18 protein-coding genes are annotated in these 16,315 nt (G+C 49.2%); 12 read left to right on the plus strand and 6 right to left on the minus strand.

What is annotated here, in order from left to right; all coding sequences use genetic code 11:
- From OGX90_RS00305 to OGX90_RS00315, 3 genes are read right to left on the minus strand one after another with little or no spacing between them, the layout of a single operon-like run.
- On the minus strand, window positions 1–774 hold the full coding sequence (locus OGX90_RS00305; RefSeq protein ID WP_047745005.1) for an HAD family hydrolase: 774 nt from the start codon (window positions 772–774) through the stop codon (window positions 1–3).
- Complete coding sequence (locus OGX90_RS00310; RefSeq protein WP_047745004.1) at window positions 767–1,909, minus strand: phosphoribosyltransferase domain-containing protein; 1,143 nt, start codon at window positions 1,907–1,909, stop codon at window positions 767–769. Before OGX90_RS00310 ends, OGX90_RS00305 begins: the two co-directional genes overlap by 8 nt.
- Window positions 1,910–1,918: 9 nt before the next feature.
- Window positions 1,919–2,977: an ATP-grasp domain-containing protein gene (locus OGX90_RS00315; protein ID WP_012695441.1), complete on the minus strand. Its 1,059-nt coding sequence runs from the start codon at window positions 2,975–2,977 to the stop codon at window positions 1,919–1,921.
- 321 nt (window positions 2,978–3,298) lie between these two features.
- On the opposite strand from OGX90_RS00315, the gene OGX90_RS00320 reads away from it, so the two are divergent.
- The 8 genes from OGX90_RS00320 (at window position 3,299) to OGX90_RS00355 (ending at window position 10,068) form a co-directional block, all read left to right on the plus strand.
- A complete protein-coding gene (locus OGX90_RS00320) occupies window positions 3,299–3,880 on the plus strand; it encodes a tellurium resistance-associated protein TerZ (RefSeq protein ID WP_000254137.1) in 582 nt (193 codons plus the stop codon).
- Window positions 3,880–5,037 (plus strand): TerD family protein, encoded by a 1,158-nt coding sequence (locus tag OGX90_RS00325; RefSeq protein WP_047745002.1) that lies wholly within the window; start codon window positions 3,880–3,882, stop codon window positions 5,035–5,037. The genes OGX90_RS00320 and OGX90_RS00325 overlap by 1 nt, the downstream gene beginning before the upstream one ends.
- A 22-nt stretch (window positions 5,038–5,059) precedes the next feature.
- Entirely contained in the window at window positions 5,060–5,515 is a 456-nt protein-coding gene (locus OGX90_RS00330; protein ID WP_000007449.1) for a tellurite resistance TerB family protein, read from the plus strand.
- Window positions 5,516–5,537: 22 nt separating this feature from the next.
- Complete coding sequence (terC, locus tag OGX90_RS00335; protein WP_000255079.1) at window positions 5,538–6,578, plus strand: tellurium resistance membrane protein TerC; 1,041 nt, start codon at window positions 5,538–5,540, stop codon at window positions 6,576–6,578.
- Between the two features lie 48 nt (window positions 6,579–6,626).
- On the plus strand, window positions 6,627–7,205 hold the full coding sequence (terD, locus tag OGX90_RS00340) for a tellurium resistance membrane protein TerD (RefSeq protein WP_000116680.1): 579 nt from the start codon (window positions 6,627–6,629) through the stop codon (window positions 7,203–7,205).
- 70 nt (window positions 7,206–7,275) lie between these two features.
- Window positions 7,276–7,851, plus strand: coding sequence for a TerD family protein (locus tag OGX90_RS00345; protein WP_047745001.1), 576 nt, complete (start codon window positions 7,276–7,278; stop codon window positions 7,849–7,851).
- A 429-nt stretch (window positions 7,852–8,280) separates the two neighbouring features.
- Window positions 8,281–9,522 carry a vWA domain-containing protein gene (locus OGX90_RS00350; RefSeq protein ID WP_001053340.1) on the plus strand — a complete coding sequence of 414 codons (1,242 nt, stop codon included), beginning with the start codon at window positions 8,281–8,283 and terminating at the stop codon, window positions 9,520–9,522.
- 90 nt (window positions 9,523–9,612) lie between these two features.
- The gene (locus tag OGX90_RS00355) at window positions 9,613–10,068 is read left to right on the plus strand and encodes a hypothetical protein (protein WP_000374058.1); all 456 of its coding nucleotides are present in this window, start codon (window positions 9,613–9,615) and stop codon (window positions 10,066–10,068) included.
- A 240-nt stretch (window positions 10,069–10,308) separates the two neighbouring features.
- Here OGX90_RS00355 and OGX90_RS00360 read toward each other — a convergent pair whose 3' ends face one another.
- The 3 genes from OGX90_RS00360 to OGX90_RS00370 all read right to left on the minus strand — a co-directional run bounded on the left by OGX90_RS00360 (window position 10,309) and on the right by OGX90_RS00370 (window position 11,419).
- Complete coding sequence (locus OGX90_RS00360) at window positions 10,309–10,500, minus strand: DUF7706 family protein (RefSeq protein WP_000398479.1); 192 nt, start codon at window positions 10,498–10,500, stop codon at window positions 10,309–10,311.
- A gap of 91 nt (window positions 10,501–10,591) precedes the next feature.
- Window positions 10,592–10,933, minus strand: a complete 342-nt coding sequence (locus OGX90_RS00365) for a hypothetical protein (protein ID WP_047745000.1) — start codon at window positions 10,931–10,933, stop codon at window positions 10,592–10,594.
- A 330-nt stretch (window positions 10,934–11,263) separates the two neighbouring features.
- Entirely contained in the window at window positions 11,264–11,419 is a 156-nt protein-coding gene (locus tag OGX90_RS00370) for a hypothetical protein (RefSeq protein ID WP_167735332.1), read from the minus strand.
- Between the two features lie 583 nt (window positions 11,420–12,002).
- Between OGX90_RS00370 and OGX90_RS00375 the strand changes: the two genes are divergently transcribed.
- The 4 genes from OGX90_RS00375 to OGX90_RS00390 all read left to right on the plus strand — a co-directional run bounded on the left by OGX90_RS00375 (window position 12,003) and on the right by OGX90_RS00390 (window position 16,042).
- A complete protein-coding gene (locus OGX90_RS00375) occupies window positions 12,003–12,395 on the plus strand; it encodes a hypothetical protein (protein ID WP_047744999.1) in 393 nt (130 codons plus the stop codon).
- Window positions 12,396–13,300: 905 nt separating this feature from the next.
- The gene (locus OGX90_RS00380; RefSeq protein WP_047744998.1) at window positions 13,301–13,948 is read left to right on the plus strand and encodes a trypsin-like serine peptidase; all 648 of its coding nucleotides are present in this window, start codon (window positions 13,301–13,303) and stop codon (window positions 13,946–13,948) included.
- Window positions 13,949–14,151: 203 nt separating this feature from the next.
- Window positions 14,152–14,649: a hypothetical protein gene (locus tag OGX90_RS00385; protein ID WP_047745035.1), complete on the plus strand. Its 498-nt coding sequence runs from the start codon at window positions 14,152–14,154 to the stop codon at window positions 14,647–14,649.
- Between the two features lie 4 nt (window positions 14,650–14,653).
- Window positions 14,654–16,042, plus strand: a complete 1,389-nt coding sequence (locus OGX90_RS00390; protein WP_047744997.1) for a hypothetical protein — start codon at window positions 14,654–14,656, stop codon at window positions 16,040–16,042.
- Window positions 16,043–16,315: the final 273 nt, after the last annotated feature.

A 16,315-nucleotide genomic window follows, 5' to 3' on the forward strand; every position in this document is an offset into this window, starting at 1 on the left:
TTAATTTTCTCCAAAAATTCGCTGTGAAATGGCATCTGCAAACTGACTCTGACGCGGGATGCCAAACCAGCTGCACAGTTTCATAAAACGATGATCGCTCAGGCTGTCGCCCAGACCAATTACGGGGAAAACGCCGCGTTCAGCCCGAAGTTTTTCAAGCAGCCAGCTGACGGCCAGCCCTTTCTCAACCGGGGTGGGAAGCCAGGCCACGTTATTACTGTTGCGGTGGATGTAGAAGCCCTCGGTCGGAAACACCGTTTCTATCTCATCTGCAATGGCATTGAGCTCGTCAAGGCGGGTGCTGTCGCGGTGTTTCATCACCATATAAACCGCCGTTTCACCGTATTCGAAGTTCAGTCTTGCCCAGGCATTAATCCCTTTGGCCTCCATCATTTCAGTGATCAGACGCTGCATCGATGTCAGCTTTTCCTGATAGGGAGCCAGCTGGCCGAGCATATGGGCCTTCCACTCCTCGTCGGGGTTGCCTTCAGGCGTGAGAATGACGGCCCCGTGCGTGGTGATTGCCCAGGAGTGGAAAGGGATCCGTACGCGGCTGATTTCTTCAGTTCCCCGTGCGGTAACGGGAATGAGTTCAGCCTGCTCCAGAAGCCAGTCCACTAACATGGACTGTTCTTCCGTCATAAAGCTTCGTGGATTCAGGGTACGATCAACGGCACCGGTACGGAATGGCTCCAGGGCGAGCTCGTCCACCATTTTACGACGGGTCTGAAAGAGCGTGTCGTCAAGGTCGCTCAGAACAACGGGTTTATTCATAGGTAACAATCTCCACGACGGGCGCAACCTCAGCCAGCGCTTTAAGAAGCTGCGCGTCAATACTTTCTGCGGGTGTCTCAGTACACACAAGAATGCGGTCAAACTGCTGGTGGGCGACGTTGTAGACAAAATTGGGGATGCCCAGCCCGTAGTTATCCGTAAAGGAAATGGCGGACTCAATGGCATAACCAACGGCGATAGGGGAGCGGGTGGTCGAACCATAAAGTGCCTGTGCTCCGGCAGCTTCGAGCCGTTCAGCAAGCAGGAACGGCTCCCAGACGAATTCCCCGGTCCCGAGAACCAGAATACGTTCCCCCTTGCGGACGGAGACCTCATGGCCGAGATCGGCCGCAGGTGCGAGCATCCCCAGTCGACCCCAGGACTGTTTTCCCTGGATGTCCCATTCTCCGCGTGAAGTTACGTTGACTTTCGGCATGTCCGGGACAGGTGCATCAGGTAATGGGGTCCATCCCCACTGACCGCTTACAAGCGAAACCGAAGTGACGGGCAAGGAGGTACGCTCCGACAGGGCGTTGCCACTCCAGTCGGTCAGCGTTACGGCGATAACCTGTTCAATATGTTGAAGCTTGCCGGTATTACGCAGGGCAGAAAGCAGGTTAATAAAGGTATTACCGGTGGTTGCCTCGTCATCAATCAAAACCAGCGTTCGTGCGTTGGTAACACGACGTCTTTTCTCTTCATCATCTGGCAGATAGATCAGATGATCGGTGGCGTGGCTGTGTTCTTCCCTGAACTCGCAAAGTAACGTGCCATCAACCGGGTGACGGGTAGAGGTCAGATAGACAGATTCACGATGCTGGTGGCGCACTTCATCAAACACACCGGCCCCTAGCCCAACGGCGGTTTCAGCCATACCGATAAAGAGTACGGGCCCTGTCAGCGTTGCGGGGAACTGGCTGGCAAGCTGTCTGTAGGCCTGCCGCATGACTGAGGGTGGCACGGGAATGTGCCTGCCGAGTACTTTGCTGACAAACAGAAAGGCGCGTTTCGGGTTACGTCTTTCAGCGATGTCAAACAGGTCATCGAGCGAAACTTCACCCTGGTCACGGGTTACCTGAATCGTACCGCATGAGAGGGTACGGCGATAAATCATATCTTCGAGGATATCAGACATAAATACGCCTTAATTCAGAAGGTTAGAGAGTGATTCCGGGTATGCAATTACATCCGTAATGGATCTCACCGCAACCGGAGAAAAGGTGTTTTTAGCGCTCTGGCGCACCATATCTTCAGACATCAGACCGAGCTTAAAGGCAGCAAATAACCCAGGAAGGTTCACCCCGCTGTGAAGGGTATAACCCACCCCCCCTGACGGACGCATGTTGGTTTCAAGCAGCACCGGGTTGCCATTCACATCGTTTCGCGTCTGAACATTCACCAGCCCGTCGGCCTTCATAACCCTGGCGCAGTCACACGCCAGTTCCCAGGCGCTTCCTTCGTTTACCAGATACTGGATAACCCCTTCCTTACGGCGTCCCACGGCTGCGAGTATTTCGCCCTTATCCGCGAGGATATCGACGGAAAATTCCGGGCCTGGCAGGTACGGCATCAAAACAAGGGGTTTAAACGACTCAGCAGCTGATGCTGCTGCAATATACTGTTGCGGACTGACCAGACGATGTTCGGGATGATTAAAGACGGCCATAGGCGAAGCACTGTCATCAAAGCGCCAGAATCCCATGCCATAGATACCCGTCACCGGCTTCACGCATACCGGGCTGTCAGTGAACGGCGGGGCCGCGAGGTGTGTTTTTAATTCTGCCAGCGTATTCACCCGCCAGGATGGTACGACCGGGAGACCCTTTTGCTCCATAAACTGAGCAAAAGTAACTTTTTCGTCAGCCAGAGTTAACCAGTCGACGCCCGTTGCACCGGTAGTAAGGGTGGCACCGGTCGATTCAATGGCTGAACGGTGTTCTTCAAACCACTGGCTGTTACGGCCAGTATGAATATGGTGGATGCCGTAGGACTGAATGGTTTCTTGGATAAACTGAAGACGTTTTTGAGGATCTTCAGGTTCAGTCAAAGAATAGTCGGCAACGGAAAGGATTTCATTTCTTTCGTTACGGTGGGAGGCAAAAACGGTAATGGCAAAATTATTTTTTTTTGCAAATGATTTTACCCCCTGAATAATATCTCGCTGGGAGGATAAACCTTCCATAAACCAAATTTTCTTGTTCATTTTTTTTAATTATCCGGAACGCCATGCAAATTTATGATTGAGAAGTGAGTCTATGAGTGTCTAAGCTACATGTCAATCATAATATGATTAATAACTCCTGTGGTTATGGAGTGCGTCAGTGTTTTTTGGATTCCTGATAACACATTGATATTTAAATTAAACTTAGAAAATTAACACCCTGAAAAGGATTTCTTTTTGTGTTTTTACAGAAAACTACCAAAATTTCCCTTGTCAGAGAACTTCATCATGATATGATTTTCTTCGTCAGTTACTAAATATACCTTTGATTGTCTCGGTCATTACCATTTTAAGGAATAAAACATGGTTTCATTAGTTAAGAACCAGACGGTATCACTCAGCAAAGAATCATCTGCATTAAGCCAGCTTCATTTCGGTCTCGGTTGGGATCCGGTTAAGAAAAAAGGTCTTCTTGGAGGATTGTTTGGAGGCAACGACTCAATCGATCTCGATGCTGGCTGCGTATTAATGGACAGCACCGGTAAAACAATTGACACCATCTGGTTCCGCAAACTGGAATCCACCTGCGGCGCTGTTGTGCACAGTGGCGATAACCTGACCGGTGAAGGTGACGGTGACGATGAGGTGATTAATGTCAACCTCTCCCGACTGCCTGCAAACGTTGAATACCTGGCGTTTACGGTAAACAGCTTCCGTGGTCAGTCGTTCAATGACGTCGAAAACGCGTTCTGCCGCGTTGTCGATCAAACCGGCAAAGAGCTGGCTCGCTACAAGCTGACTGAGCAGGGCTCACATACCGGGATCGTTATTTCTTCGCTGCGCCGTAATAACGGCAACTGGGACTTTACCGCCCTTGGCCATGCCTGTCGCGGCCGCACAATTGACGATATGCACTCCGATATCGTTTCAGCGGTTATTCGCTAATGAACCTGACGCCGGGGGGCAATGCCCCCGTTCCAGCCCAGGAGTTGCGGGTCCGGATCACCTCGGGCGGCCAGGTGGATGCTTCGGCGTTTCGCCTGTATGCCGACGGGAAGGTGCAGGGTGATGCGGACATGGTGTTTTATGGTCAGCCACGTAACGATGATGGTACCGTCAGCCTGGTCAGTGAAGGCCAGTACTCAACCTTTACTGTCGCGCTCAACCGGCTGAAACCTGATGTCCAGAAAATTGCGTTCACCGTGACCTGTGACGGTGGGCAGACGGTGTCCGGTCTTCGTAATCTTTCCATCGACGTGGAGCAAGGGGCTACCGGCCTGGTTAGCGGCAGTGTCGAACTGAGCGGCCGTCAGGAAGCAGCCTTAATTCTGGGTGAATTTTACCGTCGTAATAATGACTGGAAATTCCGCTTCATTGCGCAGGGGTTCAACGGTGGACTTAAACCGCTGGCAGAGCATTTCGGCGTAAATATTGCCGACGAACCGGCTCCCGCAGCCCCGACTCCTCCGGTTGTAACCCCTCCGCCAGTTGAGACAAAAATCAGCCTGAGCAAGGTATCGCTGACAAAAGAGAAGCCTGCAATCAGCCTGACCAAACGGGATAACTTCGGTGAAATCCGGATCAACCTGAACTGGCACCGGGGCAGCGGCAAATCAGGCTTTGCAGGCATGTTCGGCTCCAAAGGAATCGACCTGGATCTGGGGGCCTTTGTTGAGCTTCAGGACGGGTATAAATCGGTCATTCAGGCGCTCGGTAATGCATTCGGTGATTATCGCGATGAACCGTATGTTCAGCTCAAGGGCGATGACCGGACGGGTGATGTATCAGACGGCGAGTGGCTGCATATCAATGGACGTGAATGGAAGCATATCCGCGAAGTGCTGATTTACGCCTTTATTTATGAAGGTGTTCCCAGCTGGGACAAGACTGATGGTGTGGTCACCATTCATGTGCCGGATCAACCGCCCATTGAGACCCGCCTGACCGAAGGTGAAAACCGTCGCACATTGTGCGCCATTGCCAGACTCGTAAACGAAAACGGCGCAATTAAGGTCGAGCGAATTAACCAGTACTTCAAAGGCCAGGACGAAATGGACCGGGCATTTGGCTGGGGATTTCGCTGGAGCGCCGGTTCTAAATAACACAGCAACAAAGGAAACAGGTATGAGCTTTTTCGACAAAGTTAAAGGTGCCATTAACTCAGGCCGTGACGAACTGACCCGCCAGGTTGGCCGTTTCAAAAACAAAAAATTCATGCAGGGCACCGTTGCTGTATGTGCCCGTATTGCCGTATCGAGTGACGGCGTAAGTTCGGAAGAAAAGCAGAAAATGATGGGCTTTCTGCGCTCTTCAGAAGAGCTGAAGGTCTTCGATACCAATGAGGTGATTGAGTTCTTCAATAAACTGGTTTCAAGCTTCGATTTCGATGTTGAAATCGGCAAGGGCGAAACCATGAAATACATCCTGGCGCTGAAAGATCAGCCTGAGGCCGCTCAGCTGGCCTTACGTGTTGGTATTGCCGTTGCGAAAAGTGACGGTAACTTCGATCAGGACGAGAAACTGGCCTCCCGCGAGATCGCTATCGCGTTGGGCTTCGACCCGGCTGAATTTGGCCTCTGATCCACATCCCTAAGGGTAAAATATGGTTTCCACACACATCGGCTTCCCGACTGAAACGGTCATTGTTTTTATTGCGCTTTCAGTCGGTGCCATCTTTATTGACCTGTTTATGCACCGTGATGACAAGCCTATTTCGCTGAAGAGTGCGGCGCTCTGGTCCGTATTCTGGGTTGTGGTTGCGATGGCATTTGCCGGTTTCCTCTATATCCACCACGGTGCTGAGGTTGCCAGTCTGTTTGTCACGGGTTATGCGCTGGAGAAAGTGCTGTCGGTCGATAACCTGTTCGTCATGATGGCCATCTTCTCCTGGTTCGCCGTTCCGGATCGTTATCGCCACCGTGTTCTCTACTGGGGGATCATTGGTGCCATTGTCTTCAGGGGCATCTTTGTCGCCATCGGTACGAGCCTGCTGAGTCTGGGGCCGTACGTTGAAGTTGTCTTCGCTATTATCGTTGCCTGGACAGCGGTCATGATGCTTAAAAGCGGTGATGACGATGATGAAATTGAGGATTACTCCCAGCATCTGGCTTACCGCATGGTTAAACGCTTCTTCCCTATCTGGCCGAAGCTCAGAGGGCATGCCTTCCTGCTTAACCAGAAGGAAGTGGATGCTGAACTGGCGAAACCAGAAAACAGCGATGTCACCATTGGCCGTGGTAAAAAAGCGGCGCTGTATGCGACCCCGCTGTTCCTGTGTGTGGCTGTGGTTGAACTCTCGGACGTAATGTTCGCGTTTGACTCGGTACCGGCAATCATTGCCGTCAGTCGTGAACCGCTTATCGTCTATAGTGCCATGATGTTTGCTATCCTGGGCCTGCGTACTCTGTACTTTGTCCTTGAGGCACTGAAACAGTACCTGGTTCATCTGGAGAAGGCCGTAATCGTGCTGCTGTTCTTCATCGCGGCAAAACTCGGCCTGAATGCGACCGATCACATCTGGCATCATGGTTACAGCATCGCGGCAACAACCAGCCTGTATGTTGTACTGGGTGTACTGGCGCTGGGCATTCTCGCAAGCGTCATGTTCCCGGGCAAACCTGAATCTGAGGAAAAGGGGAGTTAATCCCCTTAAGTGTTAACCTGAACAATTACTAATCGAAGAGGTTATTTTATGAGTGTTTCTCTTTCCAAAGGCGGGAACGTCTCCCTGAGTAAAGCAGCTCCGTCAATGAAAAACGTCCTGGTGGGCCTTGGCTGGGATGCGCGTTCAACAGACGGTCAGGACTTTGACCTGGATGCTTCAGCATTCCTGCTGGCCTCAAACGGCAAAGTGCGCGGCGATTCAGATTTCATCTTCTATAACAACCTGACGTCATCCGACGGTTCCGTAACGCACACCGGCGATAACCGCACCGGTGAGGGCGATGGTGATGATGAATCGCTGAAAATTAAACTGGACGCCGTCCCGTCTGAAGTTGACAAGATCATCTTCGTTGTGACCATCCACGATGCTCAGGCTCGTCGCCAGAGCTTTGGTCAGGTATCCGGTGCGTTTATTCGTCTGGTTAATGACGATAACCAGACTGAAGTTGCTCGCTACGATCTGACCGAAGATGCGTCCACTGAAACCGCCATGCTGTTTGGCGAGCTGTATCGTCACAATGGTGAGTGGAAATTCCGCGCAGTAGGCCAGGGTTATGCTGGTGGTCTGGCATCTGTATGTGCTCAGTACGGCATTAACGCGTCCTGATCGAAAAGTAACTTTTCATATCCGGGGCTGTTAATTCAGCCTCATTCAACTGTTTGCAGGAGCTAAAAAAATGGCAGTTTCTCTCGTAAAAGGCGGCAACGTATCTCTGACTAAAGAAGCACCAACCATGAATGTCGCTATGGTTGGCCTGGGCTGGGATGCCCGTGTAACCGATGGTCAGGCTTTTGACCTGGACGCTTCCGTATTCGCAGTAGGTGAAGACGGTAAAGTGCTGTCAGATGCCCATTTCATTTTCTTCAATAATAAAACCAGCCCTGATGGCGCAGTAGAGCACCAGGGCGACAACCGTACCGGTGAAGGCGACGGCGACGATGAGCAGGTCAAAATCGATCTGACCAAAGTCTCAGCAGACATCAAAAAACTGGTGTTTGCCGTTACCATCTATGATGCAGAAGCGCGTAAACAAAACTTCGGCATGGTGAGCAACAGCTTCATGCGCGTTTACAACAACGACAACGGCACGGAAATTGCCCGTTTCGATCTGTCTGAAGACGCCTCAACCGAAACCGCAATGGTCTTCGGTGAACTGTATCGTCATGGCGCTGAGTGGAAGTTTAAAGCTGTCGGTCAGGGCTTTGCCGGTGGCCTGGCGGCTCTTGCCTCCCAGCACGGCGTTAACATCTAAAATAACGCTGAATCATACCCCGGCAATGCCGGGGTTTTTTTTGGTTGCGATCCGCTATCAGGAGGGGGGGGGGCAGAAAGGGTTCGGGAATCTCAGAAAGCAGAGAGATGTTAATTCTGACGTGAGCCTTTTAAAGGCAGGAAACGGATTTTTCTCTGGTTGCTGGTTAAAGCCTGTATTCTGTGCCTTATATCAACAGCATGCCCCTCTGATATATGTTACGTTTGCGACTTATGAAGGCACGGGTTCTGGAAGATAAAATACCCGACCAATGGAAATTCCAATTCAACAGGTATAGAAACTTCAACGTGATGAAATATGGTGTCACACCATATATACGCCTCACCAGAAATCCAGCGTCCTGAACTAAGCCAGGGGAACCTATATAAACGCTGCGCTTTAAAATAATCAAAAATCAGGAGAGTTAATGTGAATCTACAATCCGGACAAAACATACCACTTCAGCAATCTGCGATCAGGCTGAATCTTCAGTACCCTACCAAATCCGGCTTTAAAGGCGAACCCGATACCTGCCTGTTCCTGCTTAATGCTCAGGGAAAGGTCAGCGGCGATTCTGACTTTATCTTTTACAATAATCTGTCTTCTCCTGAAGGGGCAGTAAAGCTCGTTACCGGTTCTCAGCAGTCCAGCATTGAGATAGCACTGGATCGTGTTCCTGCGAACATCAGTAAAATTGCAATCACAGTTGTCATTGATGGTGAAGATACCATCAGTGGGCTCAGTTCGTTGAGCATGCAGGCTCAAGGAATCGCTGAGTTCCAGGCTGAGACTCAGGGCCGCAGTGAGAAAGCAATTATCCTGGGTGAAGTATATCGGCACAATGGCGCCTGGAAGCTTCGTGCGCTCGGGCAGGGTTTCAACGGTGGTCTTGAGCCTCTGGCCATTAGCTATGGCGTTGATGTCGCACAGCCAGCTCCGCAGCCAGCAAAGCCTGCTCGTATCAGTCTGGAAAAGAAACTGGAAACCAGATCTCCGCGCCTTGTAAGCCTCGCTAAAAAAGCCTCGGTCAGTCTTACTAAAAATAAACTGGACACCCTTGAGGCAGCGGTTGCATTTGTACTTGACGCATCCGGCTCAATGAGTGGCCAGTTCAGTAAGGGTAACGTTCAGTCTGTGCTGGACCGCATCGCCGTTCTTGCCGCCCAGTTCGACGACGACGGTGAAATGGATGTCTGGGGATTTGGAGAGAAGCATAAGAAGTATCCAAACGTCACACTGGACAACCTGGACACATATATTCAGTCCATTCGCGGGGCTGGAAAGCGTTCAGCCTGGGAGAACCTGCCGGGCCTCGGAGGGACAAACAACGAGCCTCCTGTGATGGAAGAAATAGTCGACTACTTTAAGGACTCGAAAATCCCGGTGTATGTTGTATTTATTACCGATGGCGGGATCAGCAAGACCCGGGCGATTAAAGATGCAATCCGGCGTTCTGCCAACTACCCCATCTTCTGGAAGTTTGTCGGCCTGGGTGGTTCAAGCTACGGTATCCTCAAAAATCTGGATGACTTTACTGACCGCCGGGTTGATAACACCCACTTCTTTGCCATGGATGATTTCGGTTCGATTAGCGATGAAAAGTTATATGATAATCTACTGGAAGAATTCAGACCGTGGATCGATGAAACAAAAAGGTTAGGCATCCTTTAATACGCACAGTTTGAGCTTGGTTGAATGAGCTCTACAGCAGCTTAATACTGTAGAGCCTTTGTTCATTGGAAATCGTACAGGGAGGCGCATATGGACCGCATCAAGTACCTGAAATGGATAGCTGAAGAATCACCAAGTACGGCTCAGCAGCTGGTGGCCTGGTTAAACAGAGCAAGGCACTATACGCCAGACATGAAAGAGCATCAGGCAGGTGTACAGATTCAAGAAAAGGGGATTGTTGTAGGGCTTAGACAAAGTACTAATCGTTATCATGGAGATTGTCTGACCATACATGTGGTACGGCTTCCGGAAGAAATACAAAACAAGGGATGGTTTAAGTCTTTTCTGAAGCTTTGCTGTGAATCGAATCCCTGGTGCGATGTTGTAATAGAAGACGTGAAAAACCCATATTTATTAAGCTTTTGTAAGAAACTAAACTTTACTGTATTAGATGAATTTTACCCGAATACTTACATAGTAAACACAGATGCCATTATGAGTTTACCCATCCCACCCTTAGGGAGATACGAAACCTATCTTTATTAAACCTGCGAACCTTTACCGGTTGCGTGGGGAGCGGATGGACTTCGGCTAAAGAAAAATCACATCGTCTATTTTGACCAGAAAAAGCTAATCTGCTTGATGTAATGCAGAAACGCATTACATTAATATCTTCTCCCAACAATCACCTGAACAATTCCCTGATTGCTTTTCACCTCATACCAGTGCTGGCTCAAAGTTAGTCCTTAAGCAAATTTGTTATCGGAATAAAGAACGAAGCCAGCCTCATCGAGGCGCATAACCTTCTTCCCTTAACGCCTGTTGTAATTTTTCAATTGCGCTTTTCATTACCCAGGCTTCTTCGTCACTCACAGCACAGCCACGAAGATCGCTCCAGCTCAGACGTTTAACTAATTGAGCAAGGGCCATAGTTTCATTCTCATCAAGCTGCAAACTCAGTGTCTCAATACCTTCCACTATCTAACCTCCCTTATACTGAAAAATGGCGCTTTATTTCTGACCAGATGCCGAAGCCTTGAATGCGGCCGGAACTGCCGTTGTTTCTACTTTACAGAAATGGAATTAAAAAGTGGTGGTGCTGGGCACGTTTCTTTTCCAGTCGGGGTTTAAGCCAGAGCCGAAACTCATTCAACTTCTCAGCAGCCAAAACCGCTTCAACGGGGAAAGCTTTATATTTACCCTGCTGCTGAGGTTCACCCAACCATCGCCTGATGGCTCCGTCAGTCCATAAACGAGTCTCTTTGAGCCTGGTTACAGTGACCCATTTCCTGGACCATTCATCAAATTGTCGCTGGCGATCCCGATAACGTTGTTCTTCCTGCTGACGAAGCCAGTCGCGATCAACAGCGAATTTTCGGTATCCAACAAAGAGCCCTTGTACTTTGGCCATGACAACATTCCGGTTTGCTTAGAACTGTTCAGACAGACATCTCAGGGATAAAGCTGAAGAAAAAGGTACAACGAAGAATAACCAGGACATAGGCCTGCCGGGTAAGTGGTGCACAGGACTGTCGGAAAGTACGCTCAGAGAGGGTCGTTTAAGCATGATGCACCACCGCCAGCCAGCCTTAATAATGGTAATGTACCACTGGGTTACCAGACAGACCAGTAACGCATCAAACATAAAACTGTTTTTTAAAAAACGTCAGGAACGTAGCCTGACCTTTTAACCAGTGGTGAAAAAAACATACAGATTGCTCTGAGGTATGAGGTTCAGCAACTAGCCTTGTCGACGCAGAAACATTAAGTAATCAATAGCAGCTATCGCAAACAATGGTGAAAACCACCACGTGCTTTTCAACAAGCCAAGCGGCAGAAAGAGTACAATTGCAATCGAATAAACAAAAACACGAACCATACCATCTGTAATAAACATATAACTTCCTCTGCGGATTTAAAAGAATACTCAGATGTCTTGAAAGCTACTTTTTAAACTTTCTCATTCTGAGAAGAGTATTTATTTTCGTTGCGTCTGCTCGTACTGCTGCTACAGAAAGGGCTTTATGCAGTGAAACTACCACGACAAACAAACAGAACATCGACCAGAATCCATCCATTTCTTTTACCTAATCGTTGAGGTTTTTATTCGGGATATCTGGCTAAACAGGACTACACAGATACCCAGTTAAAACCCGCTTACATAACACTCCGGTTCTTCACCAGACGTTTTATTCTATCGCGGTCTGTGGTTATCAGAAGCTGCATAAACCGGTCATTTAGTCCGTTACGCGAAAATTATTAAGGATCCGGGCTGTTAAACTGTTCTTCCTCTTTCGCTTCCGGAGAAAAGGGGAGGTGTCACCCTGCGGTAGGGTAGTGAAAGGAATTTGACGTAATTCAGGCTAAGGGCGAACAAGACCGCAAAGGACGCCCGGGCGACCGGATTCCTGCCGGGTTGTGCGAAGTAAAAACCGGAAGCAGTGATAACACAAACAGGCCCCTACAGCGTAAGGATTGTGATGGACGATAAAGAGCAGTTTACGAATCTTGTGGCAAAGCATGCCTCCGGACTCACCGAAGAGCAGCTGGCCGGGTACGATGCCTGTTCCCTGGATGGTGAATGCGTCACGCCTTCATACGAGGTTTTCCGGGGGTATCGTACCCGCCACACCCTGGATGAATTTCTGGAGATGGCCATATCGCTGAATGCCATCCACCCGGATGAATATTTAACGGATATGCTGCTGAAGCCTCATGAGGTGATCGGCGCTCTGGCCGATGTAGGCGACCAGCTGAACAATGCCACCCCGGTTTATTTCTTCCCGGATACCGGCGTCTATGCAGCGGCCGTCAGTGAAACCCGGGTGCTCGATGCCTGGCTTTGCTGGCCATGCTACCCGGCGAACTGGTAACGCGGCCGTTGGAATTGCACCGGCAGGATACGAATTTAACCGACCCCGTGGCGGGAAGGTTACCACAATTGCATGTCCTCATCCCTCAAGCCCCCTGCCAGGCCCCAACGTGCTGTCAGGCTTCGCCTGATTCCCGATCTGCGCCGGTACTTCAGCCGATAACTTTTTGTTTTCTTTTTATTTTCTCCCCATTTCCTCAAAGTTCGCGGGCGGCGTGGACAGGGCACCATTGCCGCATGTGGGGTCTAAATGAGGGCAGGGTGGTCAGGTTTGCTCGATGCCAGGGGTAGGCCCTCCCCTTTATGGGATGAGGACATGCAAATGAGATAACTATCTGAAAGGACAAAGGTTGCTCAAGTGGATGTCACGTCATATTTAAGTTGTGTCACTTATGATCGTATGCATCTGATTGCATGGACGAGCGATGAGACAATAAAGTTGTATCGCTAACATTAAAGTTGTATCGCTATTTTCGTGTCGTGACATTAAAGTTGTATACTTACAGCTCCTCATAGATTTAACTAATTGAATTTATAGACCTTTACTGAGTAAGTCGATGGACCTGACGAATGTCTGACTGCCTGATTTACGGTTACTACTTTGTTTGCACTCCGTTGCCCTCGCCGGTTGGTTGAAGATCATACGTTGAGCCTGGTACACCGATAAATGGATTAATGATTTCATGTACATTGCCGATAATTTTGTCTGTTGCTCTCTAAATAGAGGGCGTCATTGACCTACGCTGTTGTGCATACCCGTCCGGGGGAGCGGCAGTACCATAGAGGGTCAGACTAATCGAATTGGCGGGAAATCACCCAAGGCATTTGTTTGCCCTGACTTGCTCAGCAGGCATATCTTCGGTCGTATGACCTGGTGGTTACCTGCCTTCTGAAGGAGAAGTTAAAATGCTTGAAAACTACGTCTGCAAAATCTATGTGAGTGACACTCCAGGCTTTAGTAAATCCCTCGAAGCGACGGCATTTGGCTTCTATGATGGTAAGTGTAAACATCTCCTCACCGCAGCTCATGTTGTGACGGATATACTTGGCAAGAAATACCCCAGTAGCAACAACAATAAGCTTTACGTGATATTCCACAATCATCTCGGACCAGTAAACACCATCCCCGTACCTGTGGAATTCATTCTTAAGGACTGTAATGACCAAAGCAACTTTCAAGGCAATATGCCGTTTGTAGATAGTGCTAAAATGGTTTTACCACCTGAGATGCAACAACCTGTATTCAATTATTTTAAGCGTCGCCCCCCCGTCGACAACATGCTTACATTCGGAGTGGGATATCCATTGGGTCAGACTGCACTTTCATCAGTTCTTGGGCAAATTCAAGAAGTCACTTGCGGCAACTGCTCTAAACACTTTAACCAGCATTGCACAACTCGTTTTACTATTAAGCATTACAACGAGGAAGGATGTTCAGGTGGACCCTATATAATATTTGATGAAGGTGAGTATTATGTAATCGGTAGTTTAATTGGGGCAATGAATAATTCTAAACCTCCTTTCCTGTCAGTTCAATCGTCGTCCGGCTTCTAGTACGGCCAGTTTTCGACTGGTGCCCGGCGTGATAATTTTTCGAGGCCGATAAATATGGTGTCAGCATTTATTATCAGCAAAACGCTTTGAATCTGACCACCTTGAACTGGAAAGAACCCCAATAGTAAGTCATGATTTCTGCATCATTTATATGGTGCACTTTTTCACCTATCACACAGCAAGTTATGAATACGAGGCCTGTAATGGACACTACCGAAACTGAAGAGCTCGAAAAAATTCGCAAGAATGCAATGGATGAAGTTACAAGCGCTCTTCAGGCGCTTGAAAAAAAGTTCCCGGGTATTACTGAGGGCGCAGCAGCATTGGCGGGGTCCGGCGTCGGCGCTGCGGCTTCCTTCGGTGCTCTCTATACGCTTGGTACAACGGGAGTGTCAGCAGCTGGCATTACCTCCGGGCTCGCTACAGCAGGGTCTATCGTCGGTGGTGGTATGGTTGCAGGCATTGCGGTATTGGCCGCACCTGTAGCTGTGTTAGGGATTGGCGGGTACGCGATAGTGAAACACCAAAAAAATGCGAAACTGACAGCCGCCCTCAGTCAGGCCATTCAAAAGCTCTATGAAGTTCAGGAAAGGTTAATGTCGAATGCGGAGTTTTTTAAGGCAGAAATTGCTGGGATCAAGGCAACAATCGACATGCTCTCTAAAAAAGCTCCCAAAGGTAGTCTGGTCGCGGTGAGGTAAACACATGAGTCAGTCTCCTTATGATGATGAGCTCAGGGCCATCCGTTATATTCAGCTTCGTGGCCAGGATATCTCGAAGGCACACGAGACAATAAACCGTGATATAGAAAGCCTTAAGGCACAGTTGTCCGGGCTGATGAACGGCACTGAACCTGATGAAGCGGAGCATCAGGCGCTCAAAGAACATCATCTTCGAGAAATGACCCCCTCAGATGCTTCCATGCCATCAGCAGGCCTCAAAACCATCTTTAGCGAGGCTAACCAGCGTGTCAGTGGTGATATTGAATTGGCCACTATCCTCTCCACGGGTGACCTGTCCATTGTAGATGCCCGGATCCAGAATCATATTCAAGAGTTTAATGATCGCTACGCGCTTGACCCCTGGGACTATGCCATTGCCTGTGGATGCGGGCTTATAGCCTCCATGCTGGATTTACTGTGCGTCAGAGCCCCGCTAAAACCTACGGTAAGCTTTACGACAGAAGTGGATGGTATTTTTAATAAACAGGTGCAGAAAGCCTTCAATACCATTTTGCCGGAGGACCTGAGTAAAAAACTCTCAGAAATGTTCCCTATAGGGGCACCGGACAGTTCGATCACCAGCGATTTAGTGGGCGCGGCCGGTGGCGTTTTGTCTCCCACAAATCACCGCTTACGTGCTTTGTCACACGATCCCATACTGGGCATTATTATCGGCATAAAGGATATGCTGAACGGGACCTGTACGGTGGTTCAGAATGGACAGATCGTGGTTTATCCTTCCAGTAAAGGCGTTACTGACGAAACCAATATTTTCAGGCTCATCGCCAGAATGTTTGGACACCTGGCATCGGATGTTAATGCCCCCTCAGCAAGAGGAAACCGTGGCATGGGTTTACCGGCTCCTTTTATGGGGCTACTTCGCATGCTTGAGGGGATCCCTGTGGGGAGTTCTAACTTCGGCAAACAAATAGAGTACATGTATGTCAACGGGTATGACTTTCGTCAGTTTATCGTGACAAGTATTCCGATGACCATAATGGAAGTTTTGATGCGGGTTTTCTATGTGGCGAAACAGGTATCGCTGGGAAAAGGAGCTTTTGGGGAGACCTTACTGGATACCATGCCGTTGCGGCTAAATCCACGCTTCCGGATGATGCTTGCCCTGGGTTATGGAACTTCCAGTGCTGTTAACGCAGGTAAAATGTATATCACCGGCAATATTCTCAATGCGAATTACGCCTCCTGGATGGGGTTGGCCTGGAATGGTTTTCACTCACTCAAGTGGTCCCTTTATCAGCGACACTTAAAGCTTTGGGCCGGTATTGAAAAGGCAGAACTGGAACGGCTTCAGAATAATATAGACAGCATCGAGGCATTGACCATCAGAGCAGGAAACTTGCCAGTCAAGTAACATTCACCGGAGCACCTCTGGAACCCCATAGCCCACCAGCTGCTAAAAATGTCTGCCTTTGCTTTTAATACTATCTGCCTCCTCCCCGAGGCAGATAGTAGGTCATAGTTATTTATACAGCTCACAACAGGGCCACAAGATACTCCGCTTCTCGTTTACCGATGATCCTGACCTGTCAGCTCTCTTCCCGGATGTTGTACGAGCGTAACGGCTTATTATTGATAGTTCTCTCATATCAAACGTCATAAAGATTTATGCTGCCACTTAGTAACA

The organism is Citrobacter sp. Cpo012, assembly GCF_030333015.1.
Lineage (GTDB): Bacteria > Pseudomonadota > Gammaproteobacteria > Enterobacterales > Enterobacteriaceae > Citrobacter > Citrobacter portucalensis.

What these genes read in the sequence shown, in the direction of transcription:
- OGX90_RS00390 (WP_047744997.1), top strand. Translation starts at nt 14,654, where the DNA reads ATGAGTCAGTCTCCTTATGATGATGAGCTCAGGGCCATCCGTTATATT.
- OGX90_RS00330 (WP_000007449.1), top strand. Translation starts at nt 5,060, where the DNA reads ATGAGCTTTTTCGACAAAGTTAAAGGTGCCATTAACTCAGGCCGTGAC.
- OGX90_RS00380 (WP_047744998.1), top strand. Translation starts at nt 13,301, where the DNA reads ATGCTTGAAAACTACGTCTGCAAAATCTATGTGAGTGACACTCCAGGC.
- OGX90_RS00305 (WP_047745005.1), bottom strand. Translation starts at nt 774, where the DNA reads ATGAATAAACCCGTTGTTCTGAGCGACCTTGACGACACGCTCTTTCAG.
- OGX90_RS00355 (WP_000374058.1), top strand. Translation starts at nt 9,613, where the DNA reads ATGGACCGCATCAAGTACCTGAAATGGATAGCTGAAGAATCACCAAGT.
- OGX90_RS00370 (WP_167735332.1), bottom strand. Translation starts at nt 11,419, where the DNA reads ATGTTTATTACAGATGGTATGGTTCGTGTTTTTGTTTATTCGATTGCA.
- terC (WP_000255079.1), top strand. Translation starts at nt 5,538, where the DNA reads ATGGTTTCCACACACATCGGCTTCCCGACTGAAACGGTCATTGTTTTT.
- OGX90_RS00320 (WP_000254137.1), top strand. Translation starts at nt 3,299, where the DNA reads ATGGTTTCATTAGTTAAGAACCAGACGGTATCACTCAGCAAAGAATCA.
- OGX90_RS00365 (WP_047745000.1), bottom strand. Translation starts at nt 10,933, where the DNA reads ATGGCCAAAGTACAAGGGCTCTTTGTTGGATACCGAAAATTCGCTGTT.
- OGX90_RS00325 (WP_047745002.1), top strand. Translation starts at nt 3,880, where the DNA reads ATGAACCTGACGCCGGGGGGCAATGCCCCCGTTCCAGCCCAGGAGTTG.
- OGX90_RS00310 (WP_047745004.1), bottom strand. Translation starts at nt 1,909, where the DNA reads ATGTCTGATATCCTCGAAGATATGATTTATCGCCGTACCCTCTCATGC.
- terD (WP_000116680.1), top strand. Translation starts at nt 6,627, where the DNA reads ATGAGTGTTTCTCTTTCCAAAGGCGGGAACGTCTCCCTGAGTAAAGCA.
- OGX90_RS00375 (WP_047744999.1), top strand. Translation starts at nt 12,003, where the DNA reads ATGGACGATAAAGAGCAGTTTACGAATCTTGTGGCAAAGCATGCCTCC.
- OGX90_RS00315 (WP_012695441.1), bottom strand. Translation starts at nt 2,977, where the DNA reads ATGAACAAGAAAATTTGGTTTATGGAAGGTTTATCCTCCCAGCGAGAT.
- OGX90_RS00385 (WP_047745035.1), top strand. Translation starts at nt 14,152, where the DNA reads ATGGACACTACCGAAACTGAAGAGCTCGAAAAAATTCGCAAGAATGCA.
- OGX90_RS00345 (WP_047745001.1), top strand. Translation starts at nt 7,276, where the DNA reads ATGGCAGTTTCTCTCGTAAAAGGCGGCAACGTATCTCTGACTAAAGAA.